At 70.8% G+C, this 24862-nt stretch carries 20 protein-coding genes; 11 read left to right on the top strand and 9 right to left on the bottom strand.

The features are described 5' to 3' along the window. The first annotated feature begins 1 nt into the window (after position 1). The 5 genes from ACGFJ2_RS43745 to ACGFJ2_RS43725 all read left to right on the top strand — a co-directional run bounded on the left by ACGFJ2_RS43745 (position 2) and on the right by ACGFJ2_RS43725 (position 7099). A complete protein-coding gene (locus tag ACGFJ2_RS43745; RefSeq protein WP_393478617.1) occupies positions 2 to 1246 on the top strand; it encodes an ABC transporter substrate-binding protein in 1245 nt (414 codons plus the stop codon). After that, the gene (locus ACGFJ2_RS43740) at positions 1243 to 2124 is read left to right on the top strand and encodes a sugar ABC transporter permease (protein ID WP_357954187.1); all 882 of its coding nucleotides are present in this window, start codon (positions 1243 to 1245) and stop codon (positions 2122 to 2124) included. The genes ACGFJ2_RS43745 and ACGFJ2_RS43740 overlap by 4 nt, the downstream gene beginning before the upstream one ends. Beyond that, positions 2121 to 2987 carry a carbohydrate ABC transporter permease gene (locus tag ACGFJ2_RS43735; RefSeq protein WP_357954188.1) on the top strand — a complete coding sequence of 289 codons (867 nt, stop codon included), beginning with the start codon at positions 2121 to 2123 and terminating at the stop codon, positions 2985 to 2987. The genes ACGFJ2_RS43740 and ACGFJ2_RS43735 overlap by 4 nt, the downstream gene beginning before the upstream one ends. Before the next feature lie 8 nt (positions 2988 to 2995). After that, on the top strand, positions 2996 to 4729 hold the full coding sequence (locus ACGFJ2_RS43730; RefSeq protein ID WP_393478613.1) for a beta-galactosidase family protein: 1734 nt from the start codon (positions 2996 to 2998) through the stop codon (positions 4727 to 4729). Between the two features lie 63 nt (positions 4730 to 4792). After that, on the top strand, positions 4793 to 7099 hold the full coding sequence (locus ACGFJ2_RS43725; RefSeq protein ID WP_393478611.1) for a family 43 glycosylhydrolase: 2307 nt from the start codon (positions 4793 to 4795) through the stop codon (positions 7097 to 7099). A 59-nt stretch (positions 7100 to 7158) separates the two neighbouring features. Here ACGFJ2_RS43725 and ACGFJ2_RS43720 read toward each other — a convergent pair whose 3' ends face one another. From ACGFJ2_RS43720 to ACGFJ2_RS43695, 6 genes are read right to left on the bottom strand one after another with little or no spacing between them, the layout of a single operon-like run. Continuing rightward, positions 7159 to 7779, bottom strand: a complete 621-nt coding sequence (locus ACGFJ2_RS43720) for an alpha/beta hydrolase (RefSeq protein WP_393478608.1) — start codon at positions 7777 to 7779, stop codon at positions 7159 to 7161. A gap of 41 nt (positions 7780 to 7820) precedes the next feature. Further along, positions 7821 to 8813, bottom strand: a complete 993-nt coding sequence (locus ACGFJ2_RS43715) for a hypothetical protein (RefSeq protein ID WP_393478605.1) — start codon at positions 8811 to 8813, stop codon at positions 7821 to 7823. A 2-nt stretch (positions 8814 to 8815) separates the two neighbouring features. Beyond that, on the bottom strand, positions 8816 to 12433 hold the full coding sequence (locus tag ACGFJ2_RS43710; RefSeq protein ID WP_393478602.1) for a WD40 repeat domain-containing serine/threonine protein kinase: 3618 nt from the start codon (positions 12431 to 12433) through the stop codon (positions 8816 to 8818). Between the two features lie 55 nt (positions 12434 to 12488). Next, positions 12489 to 13157: a DNA-binding response regulator gene (locus ACGFJ2_RS43705; protein ID WP_393478599.1), complete on the bottom strand. Its 669-nt coding sequence runs from the start codon at positions 13155 to 13157 to the stop codon at positions 12489 to 12491. Then, positions 13154 to 14272 (bottom strand): hypothetical protein, encoded by a 1119-nt coding sequence (locus tag ACGFJ2_RS43700; RefSeq protein ID WP_393478596.1) that lies wholly within the window; start codon positions 14270 to 14272, stop codon positions 13154 to 13156. The genes ACGFJ2_RS43705 and ACGFJ2_RS43700 overlap by 4 nt, the downstream gene beginning before the upstream one ends. Next, positions 14269 to 15423, bottom strand: a complete 1155-nt coding sequence (locus tag ACGFJ2_RS43695) for an ATP-binding protein (protein ID WP_358184210.1) — start codon at positions 15421 to 15423, stop codon at positions 14269 to 14271. The genes ACGFJ2_RS43700 and ACGFJ2_RS43695 overlap by 4 nt, the downstream gene beginning before the upstream one ends. A gap of 304 nt (positions 15424 to 15727) precedes the next feature. Between ACGFJ2_RS43695 and ACGFJ2_RS43690 the strand changes: the two genes are divergently transcribed. Further along, positions 15728 to 16558 (top strand): SpoIIE family protein phosphatase, encoded by an 831-nt coding sequence (locus ACGFJ2_RS43690; RefSeq protein WP_393478593.1) that lies wholly within the window; start codon positions 15728 to 15730, stop codon positions 16556 to 16558. Between the two features lie 189 nt (positions 16559 to 16747). Next, positions 16748 to 17818: an ADP-ribosylglycohydrolase family protein gene (locus ACGFJ2_RS43685; protein WP_393478590.1), complete on the top strand. Its 1071-nt coding sequence runs from the start codon at positions 16748 to 16750 to the stop codon at positions 17816 to 17818. Positions 17819 to 18017: 199 nt separating this feature from the next. On the opposite strand, the gene ACGFJ2_RS43680 is transcribed toward ACGFJ2_RS43685, so the two are convergent. Next, the gene (locus tag ACGFJ2_RS43680; RefSeq protein ID WP_393478587.1) at positions 18018 to 18992 is read right to left on the bottom strand and encodes a maleylpyruvate isomerase family mycothiol-dependent enzyme; all 975 of its coding nucleotides are present in this window, start codon (positions 18990 to 18992) and stop codon (positions 18018 to 18020) included. A 60-nt stretch (positions 18993 to 19052) separates the two neighbouring features. Then, the gene (locus ACGFJ2_RS43675) at positions 19053 to 19994 is read right to left on the bottom strand and encodes a LuxR C-terminal-related transcriptional regulator (protein ID WP_393478585.1); all 942 of its coding nucleotides are present in this window, start codon (positions 19992 to 19994) and stop codon (positions 19053 to 19055) included. 199 nt (positions 19995 to 20193) lie between these two features. Between ACGFJ2_RS43675 and ACGFJ2_RS43670 the strand changes: the two genes are divergently transcribed. The 4 genes from ACGFJ2_RS43670 to ACGFJ2_RS43655 all read left to right on the top strand — a co-directional run bounded on the left by ACGFJ2_RS43670 (position 20194) and on the right by ACGFJ2_RS43655 (position 23974). Then, complete coding sequence (locus ACGFJ2_RS43670) at positions 20194 to 20670, top strand: hypothetical protein (protein ID WP_393478582.1); 477 nt, start codon at positions 20194 to 20196, stop codon at positions 20668 to 20670. Positions 20671 to 20714: 44 nt separating this feature from the next. Further along, a complete protein-coding gene (locus tag ACGFJ2_RS43665; protein ID WP_393478579.1) occupies positions 20715 to 21212 on the top strand; it encodes a hypothetical protein in 498 nt (165 codons plus the stop codon). Between the two features lie 69 nt (positions 21213 to 21281). Further along, complete coding sequence (locus ACGFJ2_RS43660) at positions 21282 to 22838, top strand: M48 family metalloprotease (RefSeq protein WP_393478576.1); 1557 nt, start codon at positions 21282 to 21284, stop codon at positions 22836 to 22838. Then, positions 22757 to 23974: a hypothetical protein gene (locus tag ACGFJ2_RS43655; RefSeq protein ID WP_393478573.1), complete on the top strand. Its 1218-nt coding sequence runs from the start codon at positions 22757 to 22759 to the stop codon at positions 23972 to 23974. Before ACGFJ2_RS43660 ends, ACGFJ2_RS43655 begins: the two co-directional genes overlap by 82 nt. 61 nt (positions 23975 to 24035) lie before the next feature. On the opposite strand, the gene ACGFJ2_RS43650 is transcribed toward ACGFJ2_RS43655, so the two are convergent. Then, complete coding sequence (locus tag ACGFJ2_RS43650; RefSeq protein WP_393478571.1) at positions 24036 to 24620, bottom strand: GNAT family N-acetyltransferase; 585 nt, start codon at positions 24618 to 24620, stop codon at positions 24036 to 24038. Positions 24621 to 24862: the final 242 nt, after the last annotated feature.

The raw sequence follows: 24862 nt of genomic DNA, 5'->3' as shown, positions 1-24862 counted from the left end.
ATTGACTGCCGTCCTCCTGATCGGCGCCCTCGGCCTGGCCGCCTGTGGCAAGAAGAACAGCGGCGAACCCGCCCAGCAGTCGCTGTCGTACCGCTCGTCCTGGGGTGCGGCGGAACCCCAGTCGAAGATCATCAAGACGATCTTCGACGACTTCGCCAAGGAGACGGGCACCAAGGTCGACGTGAAGTTCGTCGGCCGCACCGGCAACGAGAACCTCAACGCCGAGATGGCCTCCGGCCAAGGCCCCGACCTGTTCGACACCACCACCGGCGATATCGACACGCTGACCGCCCAGCAGATCATCGGTCCCATGGACGACGTGGAGAACGCGCAGGTCCCCGGCGAGGGCAAGACGGTCAAGGACGTGCTCCCCGAGCCGGTACGGCGGGCCTCCTCCGGCAAGAACGGCCTGGCCTACATCCCGCACACGATCATCTCCACCGCCATCTGGTACGACGCGGCCAAGCACCCCGGGCTGAACCCGCAGACCTGGGAGGAGTTCATCGCCTTCCTCGACGAGTCCAAGAAGGCCGGCCGCACCCCGATCGGCCAGGACGGCACCATCGCCTTCTACAACGTCTTCTGGTTCTACAGCCTGCTGGTGGGCGCCAACGGCGCCGGGAGCCTCGCCGAGCTGGCCAAGGACCCGGCCAACTGGGACAAGCCCCAGGTGCTCGACGCTGCGAAGAAGGTCGAACAGCTCGCCAAGGGCGGCTACTTCCAGCGGGACTTCATGGCGACCAAGTTCCCCGCCGCGCAGAACGCCTGGGCGGCGGGCACGTACGACCTGAACCTCAACGGCACCTGGCTGGCCAGCGAGGTCCAGCCCCAGCTGGCTCCCGGCTTCAAGGTCGCCTCGTTCCAGGTCCCCACCGGCGGCAAGAAGTCCATCGAGGTGGGCACCCTCGGCTGGGGCGTGAACGCCAAGGGCAAGAACGTCGCCACGGCCAAGAAGTTCCTGGCCTTCGCGCTGCAGAAGAAGTACATGGAGCAGTTCTCGACCGTGGCGCTGAACATCTCCTCGCGCGGCGACGTGCCCGCGCCCGCGCACATGGCCAACGTGCAGAAGGCCGTGCTGGAGGCCAAGGAGACGCACCTGAGCTACGACTACGCGGGCGCCGACAAGACCTGGTGGGGCGACATGTTCCTGCCGCTGAGCGACAAGCTCCTCTCCGGCAAGATCGACGCGACCACGTTCGTCCGCGAGGGCAAGAAGAGCACAGCCGAGCACCTGGCGACTGGATGAAAACCTATGAACGGGCCTTCTGGCCCTTTCTGCTGCCCGCGCTCCTGATCTACACCTTGCTGTTCGTCGCGCCCTCGCTGTTCGGGATCTGGGTCGGCTTCACCAAATGGTCGGGGCCCGGCTCGGAGATGACCTGGCGCGGGCTGGACAACTACGTGGCGCTGCTGCACAACGACGTCTTCGTCACGGCCTTCACCAACACCTTCGTGATGGCGGCCGTCGGCGGCGTCCTGATCTTCGGCTCCACGTTCCTCGCCATGGTCGTGCTCAGGCAGCTCAAGGGGCGGGCCTTCATCCGGGCCGTCGTCTTCCTGCCGATGGTCATCTCGATCATCGCGATCGGCGCGGCGGTGGGCTTCCTGCTCAACCCCGAGGGCGCGGTCAACACCGTGCTGGAGTGGATCGGCCTGGACCCGCGGCCCTGGCTCGGCCCCGACATGGTGTTCCGCTGCGTCGTGGGCGGGCTGGTCTGGTCGAGCACCGGCTTCTACGTCGCGCTGATGATGTCGGCGGCCGACGCCATCCCGACGCATGTGTACGAGGACGCCCAGCTCATCGGGGCCACCAAATGGGAGCAGTTCCGGCACATCACGCTGCCGTTGACCTGGGACGTCCTCGCCGTGGCCGCCGTACTCTGGGTGGTCGGCAGCCTGAAGATCTTCGACATCGTGCTGGCCTTCACCACCGCGGGAACCGCCGCCGCGCCGCCGATCCCCGCCCGCACGATCGCGGTGCAGCAGTACATCGTGGTGAAGGGCGCCGGCCTGCCGGAGCTGGGAAGCGCGGCCGCCATGGGCGTGATGACGCTCCTCGTGACGGCCGTACTGATCGTGCTGACCCGGCGCATCACCAGACGTGATCGAGTGGAGCTGTCATGAGACGTCTGATCGGGGACATCCTGCTGCCCCGGGCCACGGCGATCGCGTTGTGGGTCTGGGTGGCCTTCAACCTCGCCCTGATCGGGTGGGTGGGCATCCAGTCGCTGAAGGACTCGGGTGAGGTGTGGCTGCATCCGTTCGGCCTGCCGAAGAGCCTGCGCTGGGACAACTTCAGCTCGGCGTGGCAGGCGGCGGAATTCTCCGCCGCGGCCATGAACAGCGTGGTGCTGACCCTTCTCGGGTCCGTGCTGATCGTGGCGGTGTCCGCCCCCGCCGCCTATGTGCTGGCACGCTCAAGCCGGCGCGTCGCCGGCCCCGCGATCAACTACTTCGCGATAGGGCTGAGCATCCCGATCCAGACGATCCTGGTGCCGATCGTGGTGATCAAGCTGTCGGTCTACACCTTCATGGAGGACTGGGTCACCGGCTGGTGGGACAACCGCATCACCTTGCTGGTCTTCCAGGTGGCGCTGTCGGTGCCCTTCGCGGTGTTCGTGCTCACCGGGTACATGCGCTCGCTGCCGCACGAGATCGAGGAGGCGGCCGAGATCGACGGCGCCGGCCCGCTCCGCGCGTTCGTTCAGGTCATCATGCCCGTGGCCAAGCCTGGCTTGACGACCGTGTTCGTGCTCAACGTCATGGGCCTGTGGAACGAGACCCTGCTGGCCCTGCTGATCGCTCCGCTCCCCGAGGAACGCAACCTGCCCGCCGCGCTCCTCGGTCTGTACAGCAGCATGCAGTACAGCTCCGACTGGGGCGGCATGTTCGCGGGCATCGTGATCCTGGTCTACCCCATGATCGTGCTCTACCTCTGGCTGGGCCGCCGCATCGTCGACGGCATGACCGCCGGAATCAGCAGGTGATCGGCGAGATGCGTGCCTTCTCCGTCGATGGCGGCTCATTCCGGCTGGACGGCGCGGAGTTCAGGGTGCTGTCGGGCGCGGTGCACTACTTCCGCGTGCATCCCGAGCAATGGCGGCACCGGCTGGCCATGGTGCGCGCCATGGGTCTCAACACGGTCGAGACCTACATACCGTGGAACCTGCACGAGCCGCGGCCGGGAGACTTCCGCCGCCTGGACGAGCTGGGCGCGTTCCTCGACGCGGCGGCGGCCGAAGGTCTCCTGGCGATCGTGCGCCCCGGACCGTACATCTGCGCCGAATGGGACAACGGCGGGCTGCCCAGCTGGCTGACCGGCACCATCCGCGCCGGCGACCCCGGCTACCTGGCTCACGTCGACCGCTACTTCGACCGGCTGATCCCGCAGGTGGCCGAGCGTCAGGTCACCCGCGGCGGCAACGTGATCATGGTCCAGGTGGAGAACGAGTACGGCTCCTACGGCAGCGACCACGCCTACCTGCGCCACCTGGCGGACGGCCTGATCAGCCGCGGCATCGAAGTGCCCCTGTGCACCTCCGACGGGCCGGCCGACCACTACCTGACCGGTGGCACGATCGACGGCGTGCTGGCCACGGTGAACTTCGGCTCCGAGCCCGAGCAGGCCTTCGCCACACTGCGCGCCCACCGGCCGGGCGACCCGCTGTTCTGCATGGAGTTCTGGTGCGGCTGGTTCGACCACTGGGGGCACGAACACGTCACCCGCGACCCGCGGGACGCCGCGGACATCCTGGAGCGGATCCTGGCCGCGGGGGCGTCGGTGAACCTGTACATGGCGCACGGGGGGACCACTTTCGGAACGTGGGCGGGCGCCAACCGCACCGGGGACGACAGCGCCGGCCCATGGCGGCCCACGGTGACCTCCTACGACTACGACGCGCCCATCGACGAGCGCGGCGCGCCCACCGAGAAGTACTGGCGGCTGCGGGACGTGCTCTCCCGCTACAGCGACGAGCTCCCCGACGTGCCACCCGTGCCCGCCACGCTGCCGCCCGCCACGCTACGCCCCGCCCATTCGGTACGGCTGCGCGAGGCGCTGGACGCCATCGCGCGGCCGGAGACCACCGCGCCGATGCCGCCGGCGTTCGAGGACCTGGGGCTGAACCACGGCTTGGTCCTTTACCAGGCGACCGTTCCCGGACCGCGCGGACCGTACCCGCTCACCCTGCGCAACGTGCGCGACCGCGCGCACGTCTTCGTCGACGGCCGCCTCGCGGGCATCGTCGAGCGGGACACCGATCCCCCCGCGCTGCTCGCGGACGGGCATGCCGCCCTGGAGATCCTCGTGGAGTCGATGGGACGGACCAACTACGGTCCGCTGCTCGGCGAGCGCAAGGGCATCCTCGGCGGTGTCCTGCACCACCACCAGTACGTGCACGGATTCACCGCGCGGCCGATCCCCCTGGAGGACATATCGCGGCTGAGGTTCCAGCCGGGAACGACGAGCGAGCCGCTCTCGTTCTTCCGCACCACACTCGAGGTGGCCGAGCCAGGGGACGCGTTCCTGGCACTGCCCGGCTGGGGCAAGGGATACGTCTGGATCAACGGCGTCCTGCTGGGCCGCTACTGGAAACAAGGACCTCAGCAGACCCTGTACGTCCCGGCACCTCTGCTCGAAACGGGCACCAACGAGATCATCCACCTGGAATTGGACCAAGTGGGCGCCCTGCTGCAGATCCGCGCCCGGCCCTCGCACGACGGCTCTTAGACGCGTCTAGCCTATTTTTCCGGTTTATTGACGGAAAAATACGGCGTCGACAGACTCTGCGGCATGCCCCAACCCCATGATCGTTTGTCGCGGCTCAGCCGGGCCCTCGGCCTCACCGTCCTGCTGTCCGGGCTGGTCATCGGCCCGCCGGCGGCGGCGCAAGCGCCGAGCACGTACGCCAACCCGGTGTCGGCGGGCGTGGTCGACACCTTCCCCGACCCGACGATGATCCACGGCAAGGACGGGTTCTGGTACGCCTACGGCACCCAGAACCCGGTGTTCAACAGCAAGGGCGAGGACGGCGAGCGGATCTTGCCGATCCTGCGTTCCAAGGACATGGTGCGCTGGGAGTACGCCGGGCAGGTCTTCACCCCGGAGACCCAGCCCGCCTGGCACAACGCGGCGCGGCTGTGGGCGCCGGACGTCAGGTACATCAACGGCAAGTACTACCTCTACTATTCGGTGTCCCCCAACGGGGGTGATCTCGGACTGGCGACGGCACCGACCCCGACCGGGCCGTGGACCGACGCGGGTGACGTGCTGCCGTCCTCGACCGCCTGCCCCACGGGCAACATCGACCAGGCGCAGTTCACCGACATCGACGGCACCCCGTACATGTACTGGGGAAGCTACGACATCATCTGCGTCGCGAAGATGAACGCCGACGCCACCCGCATCGAAGGTCCGGCGACCCAGGTGGCCAGGGGGCGCCGGATGGAAGGCGCGTACGTCGTCCGGCATGACGCCTTCTACTACCTCTTCTACTCCGATGCCGGCTGCTGCCAGGGTGCCTACAGCGGGTACCAGGTCAAGGTCGGCCGGGCCACCACTCCGTCGGGCCCGTTCGTGGACGACGAGGGCGTCAACCTGATGGACCTGACCAGCAAGGGCGCCATCGTGGTCGGCGCCAACGGCAACCGCTGGGCCGGCCCGGGACACAGCGGCTTCCAGACCGACCTGTCCGGCCAGGACTGGCTTGTCTACCACGGCATCTCGACGGCCGACCCCGATTTCCCGCCGATCGGCGGCGGGCGGCTCGCGGGCCTGAGCAAGCGCCCGCTGCTGATCGACCGGCTGGACTGGATCGACGGCTGGCCGGTGGTACGCGCCGGAGCCGGACCGTCCGAAGGCGCCCAGCCCGCGCCGGTGACCTCCTTCGCCGCCGGCGGCACGTTCAACGACGGCTCCCTGACCGGCTGGCGGGCCGAGGGTGGCTGGTCGGTGCGGACCGATCAGGACGCGCGGGGGTACGCGAGCCACGCCGGAAGCGCCACCGGGTACCTGGTCTCCACGAAGAAGGCCCCCACGGCCGACGTGCGGGCGCAGGCGGATCTGCGGCTCACCGCCGGCGCCGTCGGCCTCACCCTCGCCTATGCCAACCGCGAGAACAACGTCGTGGCCTGGCTGGACCGGGACAGCCGCGCGCTGGTCACCGACGTGGTGATCGGCGGCAGGAGCCGCGGCAGGTCGGTGACGGCGCTGCCGGCCGGGTTCGACTTCGGCACCTGGCACACCGTGGTGGCCGAGCTGCGCGGCCCCGAACTGAGGGTCAAGGTGAGCGCCGACCAGCTCGGTGACCCGGTCGCCGAGCAGACCCGCCGCCTGCCGAGGGCCGCGGCCCGTCACGGCTCGGTCGGCGCGGTCGCGCGCGGCAGCGGCGCCGATGCCGACAACGTCGGTGCCGCGAAGCTGTACACCCCCGTCACCGAGCGGGTACCCCACCCCCGGCCGGGTCCGTTGCTGCCCGCCTACAGCGACGAGTTCGACGGCGACACCGTCCCCGGCTCGCCTTGGCAGTGGGTACGCGGCCCGGCGGCCGGCGTCACCATGACCGGCGGCGCGCTGTCGTGGCCGACCCAGAACGCCGAGCTGTACCAAGGCACCAACACCGCGTCAGCGCTGCTGCGGGAAGCGCCGGAGGGCGACTACACAGTGGAGACGAAGATCGACTTCGCGCCTGCGCAAGCGGGTCAGCAGGCCGGGATCCTGCTGTACGAGAATGACGACCGGTACTTCAAGATGGTGCACTCGGTGGTCCCGCTGCAGCGGGGCAACGGGGCGGTGGTCCAGCTCAGCGAGTTCGCCAAGGAAGGGGAGCGGCCGACGACCACCCCGCCGACCGCGGTCTTCAACGGCCCGATGTTCGGCGGCCCGACCGCTGACACGATGTGGCTGCGGCTGTCCCACCACGCCGACACCGCGCACGGCGAGACCGAGGTGCGCGCGGCGACCAGCAGGGACGGCGAGCACTGGGTCTACAACGGCGTGTGGACGCTGCCGGCCAAGGAGCGGCTCAAGATCGGGCTGGTCTCGATGAACAAGTCAGGTGCCGTGGCCCGGTTCGACTACGTCAGGACTTATCGCGACTGATCCCACTCAGCTGGTGAGGGTCCGGTGCAGCCGATGGGGCCGCACCGGGTCCTGCCTGCCTAGGCCCGCTCGGCCAGCTCCACCACGGCCCGGATCAGCTCGTGCCCGTTCAGCATGGCCGGATCGTTGTGTCCTGCCCCCATCACCTCGACGGTCGTGACCTGTCCTCCGGCCGCCTTGACGACCTCCCTGCTCAGCCACGCCGGGACGATCGTGTCGCGGGTCCCGTACACGACCACGGTCGGCGTCCGCACGTCTCCGATCCGCTCCGCCACCGGGAACCGGTCGCGCAGCAACAGCCGTACCGGCAGGAACGGATAGTTGACCTGCCCCGCCGCGGCCAGGTCGGTGAACGGCGAGCGCAACACCAGCCCCACCGGCGGGTGCTCCCATGCCAGCCGCGTCGCCACCGCCGCCCCCAGGCTCTCCCCGTTGCCCGCGTTCCCGCCCACGACCAGCACGGTCACGTCCCGAACCCCGGGAACATACCAGGCGGACAGCCTCAGCCCATCACCCGTGACGAACGAGACGTCCCGCGCCCCGGGGATGACCTCGCCCGCCGGCGGCACCAGCGACCGGTCGGGCAGGTAGATGAGCCGCCGCTGGAACAGCCACAGCAGCCCGAGCAGCAGGACCGCCACCGCGACGATCACAACCGCGGCCCGCGTCAGCGACGTCACCCATCAACTGTACGCAAGGCCGCTCAGGGGTTGGGGCGGGCTCAGTTGACGGTCACCCTGATCTCCGCGAACTCGTTCGCGGAGCTGGAGATCTTCACCCCCCACGCACCGCTGCTCACCGCCTTGGCCTTGATCAGGTATCTGCCCTTGCCCTTGGTGACGCTCTTGCGGTTGGTGCCGGATCCCTTGAAGAACAGCTCGGCCGTCTCGTTGTTGAGCGTGCTCCAGGGGTCGTTGACGCTGTCGCGCTTCTGCACGGTGCCGGTGTGCCGGATGGTCGTGTTCTTCGGGACCGACTGGCCGCTGACCGTGTGAGATACCTGGTAGAGGCCCTTCTTCTCCACCTCCGAGTGCTGCTGGGCGCTGCGCGAGCCGCGCAGTGCCTCGGCGTCGGCGGACAGACCGCTCCCCGTGCCGGGCCTCCCGGAGTCGGGTGTGCCGGTGCCGGGGAACTCCGCCCGCCAGAAGCCGGAGTTCTGGGCGATGACGACCGCCCTGAACTCCCCGTCCTCCCCCGTCTCCGTACGGGTGATCTCGGTCCACGCCAACTCCTGGTCGGCGCGGAACTCCAGCAGGATCGGCAGGCCGCCGAGTCTCGCGTCGTCTGCTCGCAGAACCCCGGTGAAGGTCAGCTCGTCGCCCTCGGGCACCGGATCGGGCGCCAGGCTGAACGCGTCGATCCGCGTCACCGCGCCCGCCTGGTCGTCGGCCGCCACCGTGAAGGTGTCCTCCACGGCGTCACCGCGCGCGCCGACCCGCGCCCGCCAGACCCCCACGGTCTTCACCACGGCCTCCGCCCGCCACAGGTCGCCGAACTCGCCGGTCTCGACGTGTTCGAACGCGAGCCGCTCCCGCTCCCCGCCGGGGCCGTACAGGAGGCCGTCGAGGCGGCGTACCCCGGCGGTCGCGACCTCGACGGCCAGCGGCGCTCCGGAGATCACCGGGGCCGGTGTGATGTCGATCGACTCGATGATCCCGTCGTCGCGCAGCAGCCTCCACAGGATCGTCCGCGGGGTGGTTCTCAGGGTCGCCATGGTCAGCACACCTCTCTGAAGGGGATCTCAGGTATGAACCTGGCCCACTCGGCCGGGCTCAGGTCGGCGCCCGCGCGGGCGCAGATCCGGGCCACGGCCAGGGCGGGGTCGACGGGGATGGCGTGGATGGTGCCGTCCGCCGCGATGCTGCGCAGTTGCCGGCCGTCGGCGGAGAATCCCAGGGCCAGCACCCCGCCGGCGTGCGCCTTGAACGGATCGCCCAGAGAGGTACGGGCCGCCACGTCCCACAGCTGGACGCGGCCGCTGCTCCCGCCGGTGGCCAGGATGGCGCCGCCCGGCTGGAAGGCGATCGCCATGACCGTGTCGAACTCGCCGCGCCCCGGCGCCAGCCGCCCCAGCTGACGGCGGCCGAGCCCGTCCCACAGGTCGACGCCGAGCTGGCGGAAGCCGACCGCGATCGTCGCGCCGTCCGGGGCATAGGCCAGCGACCTCGCCCCGTCGACGCTGCCGCCGAACGGCCGGTCGCGCAGGACGTTCCCGGCGGTGAGGTCGATGAGGGCGGCGTCGCTGCCGCCGATCGCCAGGGTCTTGCCGTCGGGCCGGAAGGCCATCGCGTCGAACCCCGCCCTCGGCAGGTCCGCAAGCCGCCGGTGACCGCTGGCGTCCCACAGCTCGGCACGGCCCTCGGCGGGGGACACGACCAAGGTACGTCCGTCGGGGCTGAAGGCCAGGCCGTCGATGTACTGGCGGCCGCCCGCCGGCAGCCGCGCGATCTCGGTCCGGCCGGCCACGTCCCACAAGGTCACCGTGGTCGTCCCGGCCGATCCGGCGGCCAGCGTCCGGCCGTCGGGACTGAACGCCAGGGCGTACGCGCCGTCCGCGTCGTCGGCGTGGTCAGCGGCGGCGTCAGCGTCCTCGCCGTGGTCAGCGGCGTGGGCGTCGGTGTTCTCGGCGTGGTCGGGAGCGGCGTCGGTGTTCTTGGCGTGGTCAGCGGTGGGATGGCGATGGCCGAGTGTGCCCAGTGACCGGCCGGCGGCGACGTCCCACAGCACCAAGCCGCCGGGTGTCTGCAGCGCGGCGATCCGTCCGGCGGGGTCGAACGCCGCCGCGCCCGCCGCGCCCGCCACATGGACGCCCGCGGTGAGGTCGAGCACCGCCACCGCGCCCCTGCCCAGCAGGTAGCTGAGCCGCGTGTGCCCGGCGTCGAGCCGGGCCGAGGGCATGCCGGAGGTGTCGGTCAGCGGGTAGTGAAGGGTCGGCTCGCCGGTCGCGACGTCCCAGACGGCGATGGCCGTGCGGTCGTACGAGATGAGCAGCCGCCCGTCCGCGCTGAAGGACAGCCAGGCGGCCGTGATGCCGTCGACGAGCGAGTCCGGACGGAACCGCCTGGTGGCCAGGTCCCACAGCCGGATCTCGCCGCCTGTGGCGATCGCGGCCGTGCCGGGCCCGAAGGCGACCGCGCCGCCCGTTCCCCCGATCCGGCGTCGCGAGCCCAGCTCCCACAGCTCGTAGCGGGCGTCGGTGAAGGTGGCGGCGGCGTAGTGGCCGTCGTCGGACAGGGTGATCCGGTCGATCCGTTCGTCCCGCGTGCCCATGACCAGCTTGCCGGTGCGGGCGTCCCGGACCTCGCCCCTGCCCTCGGCCGTCGCCAGGCCCAGCAGCCGCCCGTCGCGGCTGAGCACCGCGCCGAGCGCGGTCCCGGCGATGCGCGGGCCCGCCCGGCCCGTCGCGACGTCCCAGACGCGGACGCCGTCGGGGCCGCCCACCGCGACCTTCGTCTGGTCGCCGCTCAGGGCGATCACGCGGACGCCCGTACCCACGCCGTCGACCGTGCGGATCGTCCGGCCGGCCTCGCGCAGGGTCACCCGGCCCGCGTCGGCGACGGCCAGCACGCGGCCGTCGGCGCTGAGGTCGAAGCGCGCGTCCGCCCCGGCGGCGGGAGGCGGCAGCACGGTCAGTTCGCGCTGCGCCAGCGCGCTGTACAGCACGGCCCGCGCCTCCTGGACCGGCGCGATCCGCCAGGCCGCCACGCTCAGCAGCATGGCCTTGACAGGGTCGGAGGTCTGGAGCGTCTCGGCGAGCATCGCGGTCTTGCGGGCCACCGCGATGTCCCGTTCCCGTACGGCCGCCGCCCGCTGCCCGGCGGCAACGCCCGTGGCGGCCAGCGCGACGACCAGCATGGCGGCCAGCGCCGCCATGACCTGCCGTCTGCGACGGGCCCGGACCCGGCTGTAGGCCAGGCCCGCCGCCAGGAAGGCGTTCTCGACGAGGTTCAGCGTCACGTGCTGGCGGCCCGTCGCGGCCCAGCTCAGCGCGGACTCCAGGGAGCCGCCCTGGTAGAGGTCGCCGGTACGGCGGCCGTGCGCGTCCCACCGCTGGGCGGCCTCGCCGAGCCTGCGGTGGATGCGCAGCCCCGCCCGGTCGGCGTCGATCCACCCGCGCATCCGCGGCCAGGCGCGCAGCAGGGCCGCGTTGGCCAGCGACACCGTGTCGCCGTCGCGTACCACCAGCTCGGCCCGGGTGAACCCGAGCAGCACCCGGTCCAGCATGGGTGGGTCGACGACCCCGTCGTCGAGCTCGCCGGACGGCACCTTGCGCAGCATGTCCTCGGCGCCCTCGCCGGGCGTGACCAGGCGCAGCATGATCTGCGGCACCACCGCCTGGTCGGTGCCGCGCAGCCGCCGATAGATCTGCTCGGCCACCAGCTCCAAGGGCGGCTGCGCGAGCAGGGCGGGCGGCCGGATCACGTCGGCCGCGCGGCTGCCCTCGGCCAGCAGCGCCCGCGTCCCGCCGTCGTCACGCGGGACGACACCCTGGCCACTTTCACGCGGGACGACGTCCCGGCCGCTGTCGCGGGAGACGACGTCCCGGCCGCCGACCAGGGCCAGCAGCAGGCTCCGGGAGCTGGGGCGCTCGCCCGGGTCCTTGGCGAGGGCCGCCGTGACCAGGGCGCGCAGCGGCTCGGCCAGGCCGGACACGTCGGGGGCGGCGGCGAGGATCTGGTGCAGCAGCCCCGCCAGGTTCTCGCCGGTGAACGGGTCCCGGCCGGTCGCCGCGTACAGGACGACGGCGCCCCACGCCCAGATGTCCACGGCCGGGCTCGCGCGCTGGCCGATGACGCTCTCCGGGGCCATGAACGCCGGCGTCCCGGCGACCTGGCCGGTCGGGGTGAGCGACATCTCCGACGTCCTGGCGATCCCGAAGTCGATCACCCGCGGGCCGTCGGGGCCGATCAGGACGTTGTCGGGTTTCAGGTCGCGGTGGATCACCCCGGCCTCGTGGATCGCGGTCAGCGCGGTGGCGATGCCGGTGGCCAGCCGGTGCAGGTCGTCCGGCCGGTACGGCCCGGCGGTCGCGACCGCCCGGCGCAGGCTGGGGCCGCCGACGTACTCACTGACGATGTACGGGCGGGGGTCGTCGAGCTCGACCGACAGCACCCGAGCCGTACAGAACGCCGACACCTGCCGGGTCGCCGCGGCCTCCTTGGCGAACCGGTCCCGCAGCTCGGCCCCGGCACCCGGATGCAGGACCTTGATCGCCACCCGCTGCCCTGCGGGGTCGTACGCCTCATAGACCACTCCCTGGCCGCCCTCCCCCAGCCGGCCCGCGAGCCAGTATTCACCGAGCTGGCGCGGGTCGCCGGGAACAAGGGCGGGCATGTTCTCGATGGTGCAACGCCATCACCCCATCGAGAAGGGGTCCCGTACGGCTCTCCTAGGTCGCCTCTCCTGAGCGCGCGGCCAGGGAGGTGTAGACGGTCACCTCGTCAGGACTGACCAGGCCGTCCTGGATGGCGCAGATGAGCAGCTTCTCCTTGGTGGGCGCGGGCCGCCCCGCCGCCGCGTACTTGACGCGGGCCCGGTCGATGTACTGGCGTACGGTCCGCTCTTTGATCCCCATCCGCGCGGCCACCGACGCCTTGGACATCGACTGGAACCAGAACAGCAGCGCGGCCCGCTCCTTGTCCGACAGCTGCGGCCGGTGCGGGCCCTCGTCGGTCGCGATCGCCTGCGCCATCGGCGGCGTCATGCTCGGTTTGTCGGCGGCCACCTCCAGGATGGTCTCCAGGCAGGACTCCCGCGTGGCCCGTCCCTTGCCGATGAACGCCGAGGCCCCGGCGTCCAGCACGGCGCGCACGATCTCCGGCTCCTCGTGCTCGGAGAAGACGATGACCCGCTGCCCGCCGCCGCATAACTCGGCGACCCGGTCGACGACCAAGGTGCCGTTGAGGTTGAGATCGAGCATCAGCACGTCGGCGGCCACGCCGCGGACGGACTCGATCGTGGACCCTTGGGCGACCAGGCGCACCGGGCCCGGCGGGCTGAACCACGACCTGACGCCGTCCACCACGACCTGGTGATCCTCCACCAGGGCGACGGTCACGGGCCCTGCCAGATGCTGTTGACCCATAACTCCCCTCCGTGCCGCTGATAGGTGACGACGACGCCGCTCGGCTCGTGTACCGGGGTGGTGCTGATGGGCAGATCATCATTGTCGGCCACGACGGCCACGCTCATCATCGTGGACATCGCGGACACGGTGACCCTGGCCCGCGACCTGGCGCCGTCCAGTGCCCGGATCGGCGCTCTGAGCAGGTCCTCGCGTACACCCTCCGGCAGGTCGGGCAGGTTCTCGCCGAACGGCGGCGCCGTCACCAGGACCTGGCGCCGCTCGGCCGCCTCGATGCGCTCGCGCAACGCCGACACCAGCGCGTCGGGCACGTCCTCCCGCTCGGTGATGAGGCGGCGCAGCCGCATGGCGCCGGCCGTACAGTCCGCGCGGACGCGGGGATCGCCGGGATCGGCGCCGTCGGCCAGCTGCTTCAGCAGCGACTCGGCCACGTCGCGGATGGCGTCGTACCTGCGCAGCCGGTCGGCGTGGATGCTCCGGGCGGACACCCGCCAGGCGTCGTCGGCGGCGAGCCGGCGGGCCAGCAGCACCGCGTCCTCGGCGCGCACGCGCAGCGTGTGGCAGCCGGCCAGGTAACCGAGCTGGAGGGTGATGCTGCCCACCTCGACCATCAGGTACTTGGCGATGGAGACACGGTCGAGCGTCCCGGTCGCGGCCATCGCCGCCAGCATGATGCCGGCGTTGGCGGCGAGGAAGACGAACAGCTCGCCCCGCCCGCGCGGCCGGTTCCACAAGAGCATGACTCCGAGCCAGCCCACCGAGCCCCAGCCCCAGTTGATGGGGCCGATCAGGTCCTTCGGGTAGCAGGCCACGATCACCGCGATGTCCAGGGCCAGCACGGGCACGGCGAGCTCGCGTCCCCGGGCCGGGCCGCTGGAGGTGCGCAGCAGGGCCACGGCGGCCAGCACGGCGATCGCGGTGTAGAGGAGCCAGGCCGCCGCCGCGACCACCGGCCAGCGGAAGTCGTACCAGCCGGTGATCGTGACCGTGAGGTCGTAGCCGGTGTGCCAGAGCATGGCGATCATCACGGCGCCGATCGCGGTGTAGCGGGCGTAGCGCTGCGCGACCTGTTCGATCTCTTCGGTCACGGCCGCCACCACAGGCTCACCCTGGTGCCCTGGCCGCCGGAGGAGATCTCGGCGCCGCCGTTCGGCAGGGACCGCATCGTGTCGAGGATCGAGCCGCGCACGCCGAACCGGTCGGGCGGCAGCCGGTCCTGGTCGAACCCCCGGCCCTCGTCGGCGACCTCCACGCGGATCTCGCCGTCGCGCCTGCTGGAGAGCAGTTCCGCTTCGTGTACGCCGGAATGCCGGGCGACGTTGGCCAGCGCCTCGGTGACGGCGCGGGCGAAGCTCTCCGCGACCTCCCCCGGCACCGTTTCCGCCGTCAGGCTCCGGTGGACCTCCAGACCCGTGACCCGCTCGGCCACCTCGTCCAGCAGGGCGTCCAGGGCGATGGAACCGGCGGCGGCGCGCGGGGTGTCCCGCAGTTTCTCCAGCGCCGACAGGTCGCTCGCCGCCTGGCCGCGCAGGGTGGGCGAGGGCTCGTCGTAGGTGCCCAGGCCGACCATCGTCAGCGTGTGCAGTGACGTCTCGTGGATGCTGCCGACCTGCCGCAGCTCGTCCTCGCGCCGCAGCCGCTCCACCATGAGCGTGATCTCCCTGCGCGCGCTCTCCCTCAGGAAGGCGTCCGCCGAGGCGGCCGAGCGGCGCAGCAGCATCATCAGCACCACGATCGAGAGGATCTGTACGACGTGCGTCCCCAGAGTGATGCTCACGTCCTGGGGAGGGGAGGCGAGCCGGGCCCCGGCCAGGTACGCCCCCGACACGGCCAGGCCGGTGGGGACGGCCACCTTGGGCGGCCAGGCGACCCCGGCGACGACGATGGTCATCGTGACCAGCCCCGCGATCCAGCTCGCTCCGTCCTCGAGCGCTTCCCTGGCCACGAGGTGGCGCTGCGAGAGGCACAACGTGATGGTGATGGCCACGTCACCGGCCGCCAGCCACTTGGGCAGCAGCTCCCCGCGCCACACCAGGCGGGCGAACAGCGCCGTCCACACGAGGTCCACCGCCAGCATCGGCACCAGCCACGCGACGGAGACCGGCGGCACCGCGCCGAGCGCGGCGGCGACGACCGCCACCAGGCCGACGGCGACACGGGCCGCCGCTCCTGTACGAGCGATGGCCTGCTCCAACTGCCTGGCCGCCGAGTCGTACCTCGTGGAACCGGGGAGAGCCATGCGCCGTCCGCTCGCGATGGGAGCACAAAACGGGTCTCACGATAACGCACCGAATGTGAACGGATCGGCTTTCTCCGGTCGTGGCGGCGGATGGGGTCATGGGTCCGCATTGCTGTTTCCTCGGGCCGGCTCTACTGCGGGATGCACCGCGTCCTACGCACCCTGAACCCCCGGCCACCGCGCCGCATGACGGCCGATCGGCCGTCAGTCATATCACCGCGCGCGAGCGTGTACTGGGGCGCGTGTCGCGATGACCGCGGCTACGGGGGCACATGTCGCGATGACCGCGACGAGAGGGGACCTCATGACCTTCATCGTGATCGCGATCCTGATCACCTGCCTGTCCGTGATGGCGATCCGTGGTCAACGAGGAACCTGGCCGCCCGGGATGCCGGTGGCACGGCCGCGATTGTCGGCGGTCGGCGGTACGTACGAGGGCTCGCACGGCCGGCCGTCCGACGCGTACGTCATCCAGGAGCGGCTGATCGCGACGGCCAGCGGCGGGCAGCTCGGCGGCCACGATGGTGGGCAGGGCGGCGGGTGGGGTGGGGGGCAGCTCGGCGATGTCTCCGCCGCCGCTGTGGCCCTGGGCGCCGTGGTCGCCGCCCGGCCTCGGTACGGCGCGGCGCGGAAGGTGGACATGAACGGCTGGGCCCAGGCGGTACACCACTCCGTGCGCACCGCCGCCCAGCTCGACCCCGCCACGTCCGGCCTGGTCAACACGCTGGATCTGATCATCCTCGACGCGGCGGACAGCCCGTGCCTGCGTTTCGCCCATGTCGGGAACGGCGCGATCTGGCACTGCCCGAAGAGCGCACGGCCGCAGCCGCTCACCACGTCGCACTCCTTGGAGGACGGGTCGCCGCACTCCTTGGAGGACGGCTCGCCGCAGCGCGGGCTCGGCCTGGCGTCCGCCCTGTCTCCGCAGGTCGGCACCGTGTCCCTCCGTCCTGGTGACCGCGTCGTCATCATCACGAACGGGGCGATCCGGGCGCTCGGCGCCTCGCGAATGACGGAACTCTTCGCCGGAGGCCCGTCACCCGCCGCCTGCCTGGACAGGGTGTTCGACGAGATGGCCGCCGTGGAGCCGAAGGACGACGCGACGGTGGTCATCGCGGACTTCGTCACCACCTGAGGGGTTTCGCGACGGCCGTGGGTGACCTCACCGGTCTGCCGGTCTGCCCGTCCGCTGGTCTGCCGGTACGGCCGATCCGCCGGTACGGCCGATCCGCCGGTCTGCCCATCTGCCCGTCTGCCGTCCGCCGTCCGCCGTCTGCCGGGAGGCCGGTCGGGAGGAAGTGGCAGGAAGTGGCAGGATCTTCCCATGGACTTCCGGGATCGAGTTCGAGGCTGCCTGCTCGGTGGGGCGATCGGTGACGCGCTGGGGGCGCCGATCGAGTTCCAGTCGCTCAGGGAGATCCGCAAGCATCACGGCAAAGACGGTATTTCCGGATATGTCACCGATTGGCGTGGCAAAAGCGGGCTGGTCACCGATGACACGCAGATGACGCTCTTCACCGTGGAGGGCCTCACCCGCGCCGAGTCCCCGGCCGACGCGGTGGAGTCGGTACGCCAGGCGTACCAGCGCTGGCTGGACACCCAGGACTATCCCGCGCCTCCGCCGCCGGACGGTCCGCATCGTACGGGCCGTTTGCGCGAGGAGGGCTGGTTGTACTCCCGGCGGGCACCCGGCAACGCCTGCCTGTCGGGCCTGCACCGGCACTTCCCCGGGCCGGCGCCCCTCGGCGAGCCAGGCCCGGTGAACCCCGATTCCAAGGGGTGCGGAACGGTCATGCGCTCGGCCCCATTCGGCCTGGCCGTCAGGGACCCTCGGGCCGCGTTCGAGCTGTCCGCCGCCTGCGCGCAGATCACCCACGGGCATCCGACCGGCTACCTGGCCGCCGGGGCATTCGCGGCGATCGTCGCACTCCTGGCCGCTGGGCGACCGCTGGCGCACGCCGTACAGGATGCCCTCGATCTGACGTCGACTTACCCACGGCACGAGGAGACGACAGGCGCGCTCCACGCCGCGGTCGAGCTGGCCCGCGGCGGCGAGCACACGCCGGAGGCGGTCGAATCGCTCGGCGGAGCGTGGGTGGCCGAGGAGGCGCTGGCCATCGGGGTCTACTGCGCGCTGGTGGAGCCGTCGGTTGAGCCGTCGGTTGAGCGGGCGGTGGAGCGGGCGGTGGAACCGTCGGTTGAGCGGGCGATGGAGCGGGCGATGCTGCTGTCGGTCAACCACTCGGGAGACAGCGACTCCACAGGCTCGGTCTGCGGCAACCTCCTGGGCGCCGTGCACGGGACCGCCGAGTTCCCTGCCGCGTGGTCACGACCGCTGGAGGGCAGGGAGACGATCGAGCGACTCGCGGACGAACTGTCGACCACGTTCGGCTGATCCGCCCACAGTGCGGTGCGGCAGCCCTCCTGCCAGGCTCCGTCGGCCGTGCGGCGACCCTCCCAGGCCCCGTCGGCCGTGCGGCGGCCCTCCCTAAACTCCGTCCACCGTGCGGCGGTCCATCCCAGGCTGCGTCGGCCATGCGGTGGTATCGCTCCCAGGTATGGAAGTCAGTCGTGGAAGTCGCTGACGAGAGCCGTCAGAGGGCGTAGTTGCGCAGGACGGCGAGCGCCTTGGCGCCGTACGGGCCCGTCGCTTTCAGCGTCGAGTCGGCGGGGGCCAGGCGGTGGGCGCCGACACGGCAGAAGTCGGCGGCTGGGCCTGTGACGGTAGAGGCGGCGGCGGGGTCGCCGAAGCGCCAGAGCTCGCCGTCGGGTGAGGTCAGCTCACAGTAGACGGGCCCACCCTCGACGCCCGCGACGTCGAAGGCGTACGGCAGGGTGCGGTGGCCGAGCCAGGCGATGTGCCGCAGGCGCGCGGTGTCGGGGTATGGGATGCCGAGGGGCGCGGTGATGTCGTAGGCGTGGGCCCAGTGTTCGGCCAGCCGGGTGGTGGCCAGGGTCGCCGGGGACAGCGGGATCGCCACCCAGGACAGACGGGTGCCCTTGGGCTGGGCGCGAAGGGCGTCGGGAATGGCGAAAGCGGCCCTGCGCCAGCGGGCCAGGAGATCGGCGGGGGCGATTCCCCGCTGAGCGGCCACCCTGGCGTCCGCCGCCGCATCCACCCCTCTACCGACCTCGCCTCTGCCGGACCCCCGACCGGAGGCGCCGTTGGTCACGGGCTCCCGACTCAATACGCCGTCGCCGGACTCGCCGCCGGACGCGCCATCGTCCCGACCGAACGCACCGCCCGACTCCCGACCGGGAGCGCCACCGTCCCGACCGGGAGCGCCGTCGGATTCCCGATCGGGAGCACCGTGGGACTCCCGACCGGGCTCGCCGTCGGACTCCCGACCGGGCTCGCCGTCGGCGGCGGGCTTGCGCCTGATCATGACGTCCTCGCCAGCGAGCGAGGCGGCGGCGCGTTCCTCGCTCTGGGCGAGGTGGAGGACCACGTCGGAGACGGTCCAGCCCTCGGCGGCCGACGCGTGGGACCACTCGGCGGGGGTGAGACCGGCGAGGACGGCGTCCAACTGCTCGTACTCGGCCTTGAGGTCGTCGAATATGTCCGTCATAGGCAACAACAATACAGAACAATGTTCTGCCATGGGTGAAAGGCGCCGGCGGCCGATGGGTCAGATCAGGCCGAGGTGGCGGGCGCGGTTGACGGCCAGCAATCGGTCGTGGCAGCCGAGCTTGCGGTAGACGTTCTCCAGGTGCTTGCGGACGGTGCGGACGCTGATCCGGCGCAGGCAGGCGATCTGCTGCGCGCTGAGCCCGCTCGCGACGAGAGTGATCATGTCCAGTTCGCGGCTGGTCAGGCCGGCGCGCAGCCGCATCTCGTCGCGCTGGGCGCTGTCCCATTCCGGCGCGATTCCCGGCATTTCCAGTGCCCCCGCTACTCCCGCTACTCCCGGCGCTCCCGGCGTTCCCGGCGCTCCCGGCGTTCCCGGCGCTCCCGGCGTTCCCGGCGCTCCCGGTGTTCCCGCTGCTCCAGGCATTCCCGCCGCTCCAGGCGTTCCTGGCGCGCCGGGCATTCCCGGTGTTCCCAGCGTTCCTGGCGCTCCCGGTGTGTAGATCCGGTCGAGCAGTGTCAGAACCGGCTGGAGCGCCTGCGCCACCTCCACCTGAGTCTGGCTGAAGTCGTGGCCGGAGCGGTTGACGGCCCATCCGCGGCCGCCCGACGGCAGCCACGTACCGACGACGATGGCGAGCTGGTGCCGGGCCTGCATCGGGACGAACAGCTCGCGGTAGACGCGGTGCGACCGCCAGGCGCGTTCGGCGAGACAGTCGCTGATCCGTCTCGGGGAGACGTCTCCGGGGTGGTCGAGGTAGTGGCGGACGAGAGGGTGCTCGTCCATGACGGCGGCGAGCAGATCGATCGAGATCTCGGCGTCCGGCGGGTCGAACCAGAGCTCCACCGAGTGGGCGGAGAGGTCGAGATTGTTCCAGCCGGCGACATCGCCGTCGAGGGCGGAGATGAGGCAGGCGGCCGCGGCGGCCAAATAGGCGTCGCGGCCGGGCAGGTCGCCGAGTTGATAGCTCAGCTCCATGGGGTTCATCAATGAGCGGCCCATGTCCGCCTCCTCCCCCTCGGACTACGTCAAAGAGCGTATTCCGCGACGCCGGATCCGGTCCGCAGAATATGGGGAAAGGGGAGGGTGAATCATGGCGCGGCAGACAATTCGGTCGCGGTTCAGCGGAAAAGCAGGGGCGACGCCAGAAATACGCATAAATGCTGAAATAGACCACTCTGACGGGTTTCACGCGCGGAGCGTGGGGCGGTCCAGGCACGCCGACGGCGTACGGCTCGGAATGGCGCTCGCGTGCGCCGCAGTTCTGGCGACGAGCGCCTGCGGTGGTCCCGGCGACGGGGGCGGCGGCTCGTACATCCCCACGGTGCGGACGAGCGTCCCCACTGTGCGGACGAACGTTCCCGTACAGCCTGAGCAGGCATTTCCCAGGTCGGCCGTACCCGCTGAGCTCCAGGGGACCTGGAGCGGCGGAACGTCCGGCGGCACCGCCTACGGCTCGGTCACCCTCGGCCCCGAGGGAGATCTGATCATCGCCAAAGGCGGGCTGCGATGGGCGGGCACGGTCGTCGTCGAGCGAACTCAGATGACCTTCTACATTCCCAACACCGCCCCTCGGCGGGAGTCGTGGTCATGGCAGGGCTGCCAGGATCCGGCCGGTTTTGGCTATCCCTATCGGACCCTTTTCCTGAGCGGTTATAGCTATGTTCAGGATTGCTAATCCCGAGTCGAAGATGAAACGTCTGTGCGAAATGTGGAACGGAGATGAACGGCATCGGTGATTTCGGTCTTGCGGACCGCGATCTGCTTCAGGAGATCGCCCGCGAAACGGTGAGACGCGCCGCTCCTGAGGAACTGCCGCTCTTCCCGATGGTGGCGACGGTCTACTTCGACAGGGGCGGCCGTCTCCCAGCCGGGCGGGCAGGACGCGACGAGATGCTGGGGTTCGGGCTGGAGTCAGCGGTCATCCTGCTGACGCCCGTGGTACTCCCTGTCGTCTCGGCGATCCTGGACCAGCTGGCGCAGGACGTCGCCCGTGTGGTGACCGATCTCGGCAAGGATGGGCTGCGCCGGGCGATGCGCGCTCTGCTGCGCCGCACCGCCGAGGCCGAGAACGACGCCCTGCCGCCGGTCCCGGAGCTGACCCCGGAGCAGCTCGCCCGGGTGCGCATGACGGCGCTCGAAAAGGCCCGCCAGATGGACCTGCCGGAGGACAAGGCCGAACTGCTCGCCGACGCCGTCATCGGAAGCCTGGGCGCATGAACAGGCTCCCGCTCGGCCCCACCGAAAGCCTCGGCGCATGAACAGGCTCCCGCTCGAAAGCCTGGGCGCATGAGCGAGCGCCCGCTCGATCCCTTCGCCGTGCCTTCTCAGACCGCGCTGCGATTTGTGCTGTTGATGGGCTCGATCGTCGGTGCGAGCGTGTTCGCCTTCAACATCCTCTACTTCAGCTTGTCGCCGCAGGGCGCGAGCGAGGAGCGGACCTACTCGCGCTGCTGGGAGGTCGCGCCTGGGACCGAGGGCTCGGACATCGGGGCGGTCGCCGGCCGGTTCCTCGCGTGCGTGGCGCCGTACGAGCAGGCCAAGGCCGTCTGGGTGGCGGGCGGGCTCGCGCTGCTCTTCCTGGTGGCCGGGCTGATCTACTGGTACCTGCCCGCCTGGCGGATCCGCCGGCTCGGGCTGCGGCCCCTGCGGGCTGAGGACGCTCCGGACCACGTACGCGAACTGAACGACCTCGTGACCGTCGCGGGCCTCGCGCGGCGCCCCACGTACCTGTGGCGGCTGACCGGCTCCGTCGGCGGGGTCGCCTTCGGCCGTTACGGCCGCCGCTACCTGGGCCTGGACGCCGGCCTGGTCACGAAACTGGTCACCGACAGGACGGCCTTCCGCGCGATCGTCCTGCACGAACTCGCTCACCTGCGCAACGCCGACGTCGACAGGACGTACCTGACGGTGGCGTTCTGGCGGGCCTTCGTGATCGTCGCTCTGGTGCCGGTGACGGTGAGCCTGGCCGACGAGCCGGATGGGGCGTCCCTGGGGGTGGTCTGGCGGCTGTTGTTCCTGCTCGCCGTGGTCTACTTCACCCGGAACGCCGTCCTCCGATCGCGCGAGACGTACGCCGACGTGCGCGCCGCCAGGTGGGAGGGCGGAGCGGGTGGCCTTGAGGCCGTCCTGAGCGGTCGGCAGCACGACGATCCCCCAAGCGGCGGTTCGAGGCACGGGCTGCCGCCGTGGCGCGGGCAGCCTCCACAAAGCGGACTGTCTTCACGGCGCGGGCCGCTTCCGTGGCGCGGACCGTTTCCGTGGGGCGGGCTGGTTCGGCGGCACTTCGAGCCGCAGGTCCGGCTGCGGCTGCTGCGGGATCCGGAGGCTGTTTTCACGCCGGGCTTCTGGGAGTCCTTCGGCGCCGGGCTCGCGACGACCATCGTGTACGGCAACCTCGCCACCCTGCTCTGGCTGGCGGTAGCCCGGCTCGACGCGCTGGTCAACCGGTGGCTGTCGGCGCTGCTGTTCGCGCCGCTCGCGATGGGCGTGGTGGCCGTCGCCGTCTGGCGCTGGTCGGCGTACCGGGCGGTCAGGGGGCGTGCACGGTCCCGGCTGGCGTACGTGGGGCTCGGGCTGGGGCTCGGCCTGGTGCTGGGGCAACCTCTGTCAGCGTCGAGCGCCATCACCGGATCTTGGAGTGGGACGGGCGACGTCACCCCCTGCTCTGGCTGGGCTCGGCGGCGGTCACCGTCGCGTGCGCCTGCCTCATCGTGCGGTGGATCGCCACTACGGCGGCCGCGTGGCTGCCCGTCATCGCGAGGGTGCCGATCGGTGTCGCCGTGGTGCCGATCATCGTGGCGGCCAGTTGCCTGTTCGCGTGCTGGTTCGGCGTCCAGCTCCTGACGCTCGAGGTGCCGGATCTCTCCCAGTTGCCGGCGGGCGACTATCTCCAGGCGAGCGGGCTGAACGACACCGCCACGGTGAATCGGGCCGGGCCTTGGTGGCTGTGGCTGGCGCTGAACCATCCGCTCAGCCAGTACTTCTCGCGGCAGGGGGTGATCGCGGCCGTGCTGGTCGGGGTCTGGGCCGTTCCGCTGGGCGCGTGGCTGGTCAGGCCGCCGATCCACGGGTGCCCGAACTGGCTGACCCGCCTCATAAGCCTGACGCGCCCGCCGCTCGTGCTCACCCGGCCGGCCGCTGCCATCCGGCTGGCGGTGCTGACGGGTGTGGGGGCGGCGGTGGCGTACGCGGCGTCGCTGGTCGCCATCCGTTTCCTGGCTCACCAGGCGTACACACCGGCGCAGCGCGCCCTGCCCGGCTTCGCGTTGCTGTTCAACCATTGGCAGGTGTCGCTCGCCATACTGCTGCAGGCGGTGGCGGCCGCCGTCGTGGCCTGCGTGGTCACTCTCAGGCGGCAGCGCTTCGCTGTCGTCCTGGGGATGATGGCGGCGTTCCTCACGGGCGCCGTCGGCGCGCTCGTCATGCCGTCGACCGGCGTACTCGGTGGCTGCCTGGACGCCTTCAGTCTCAGACCCGGTCCCTGCGCGTGGGACGTATCACTGTCCGCGGTACGCCTCCCGCTCGGGCAGGTGACTGTCGTCGGCTCCCTCGCGGCCCTGGTCGCCGCCCTGGTCGTCCATTGGTTGGGCAGAGCCGCGTCCGTCGTGTCCAGGCGCCCCTCCCCCACCGCTCCCGCCGCAGGCATCTCACCCATCGTGCCCATGGCCATCGCCGTTGCCGCGCTGACCGTGTTGTGGATCCCAGAAACCGTACGAATACCTCCCGAACCACCGCCCGCCACCCTCCGACTGGATCCAGCGGCCCTGGAAGCCTGCGCCCTGCTCCACCGCCTGCCAACCGGCACGCCTGGTCAGGACGAGGCGCGGACCACCCTTCTCGCGCTTCTGGACGCGGCCGACCGCTCGACCCATCCGGTGATGACGGACGAGGCACTGGCGCTGCGTCAAGCGATCGCCGACGGCGACCCCCAGGCGTACGCCCTCCACCTGCGCCGCCTCACGGCCCTCTGCCCACCCTGACGGACTCCCGATCCAGCCGCGTCGGCGAGGTGAAGATCACGTCAACGCCTGGGGCTGTGACCTAGTTGTCAGGGTCACGGAGACCAACGGCATCGTGCTGCCAGAATGGCTGCGAGTAGACCAACGTCCCGATCATCCATGGCTCGTACGCGGGAAACTGGATCACCTGAAAGGCCGCGTCGGGAATGCGCAGGGACGGTCTACGAAAACCATGGACGCCCCCTGGCTGGAAGCCGAAGCGATGGTAATAGCCCGGGTCGCCTTCGAGGAAGACGAGGGGGACAGAGCGTTCGGCGAGCATCTCCAGGCCGCGCCGGACCAGGGCCGATCCGACGCCTTGCCGTTGATATTCGGGCGCCACGGCCAAAGGGCTGAGAACCTGCACCTCGACCAGCCGCCGCGGCGCGTCGAGCAGGCTCGGGGTGAACATGATGTGGCCGATGACCCTTCCGGCGTCCTCGGCCACCAGCGAGATGCCCGTGTCAGGGGTGATCGTGCCACGCAGGGTATCCACGAGGTCGGCCACGAGGGCTCCGTGGTCGCCGAACGCCTGCAGATGCACCGTCCGCACGGGTTCTCTGTCGCCCTGCCGCTCATCGCGAAGATTCATTTCCCGGACAGTAGAGCACTGGTCCGTGGCGAGCATCCGAATTTTCGCGACGACGGCGCAGGGGGTCGTGAGGGCGGTCCATAGGCCTGGCCCCATGTGATCTTGACTATCTTGACCGCGGTGATCGTATTCCGAGGTCGGCGTCCGGGTACGCCGGAGCCTGCCACCAACGTGGCACTCCGCGACGTCGGCACACTTCGGAGGCTCAGCATGCCCGGCGACTTCCTCCAAGAGGTACGTATCTACAAGTGCGGCACCACCTCGGACGGAGGTGCGAT

The organism is Nonomuraea sp. NPDC049028, from assembly GCF_043197735.1.
Classification (GTDB): Bacteria; Actinomycetota; Actinomycetes; order Streptosporangiales; family Streptosporangiaceae; genus Nonomuraea.
This window is presented reverse-complemented; position numbering and strand designations above follow the sequence as displayed.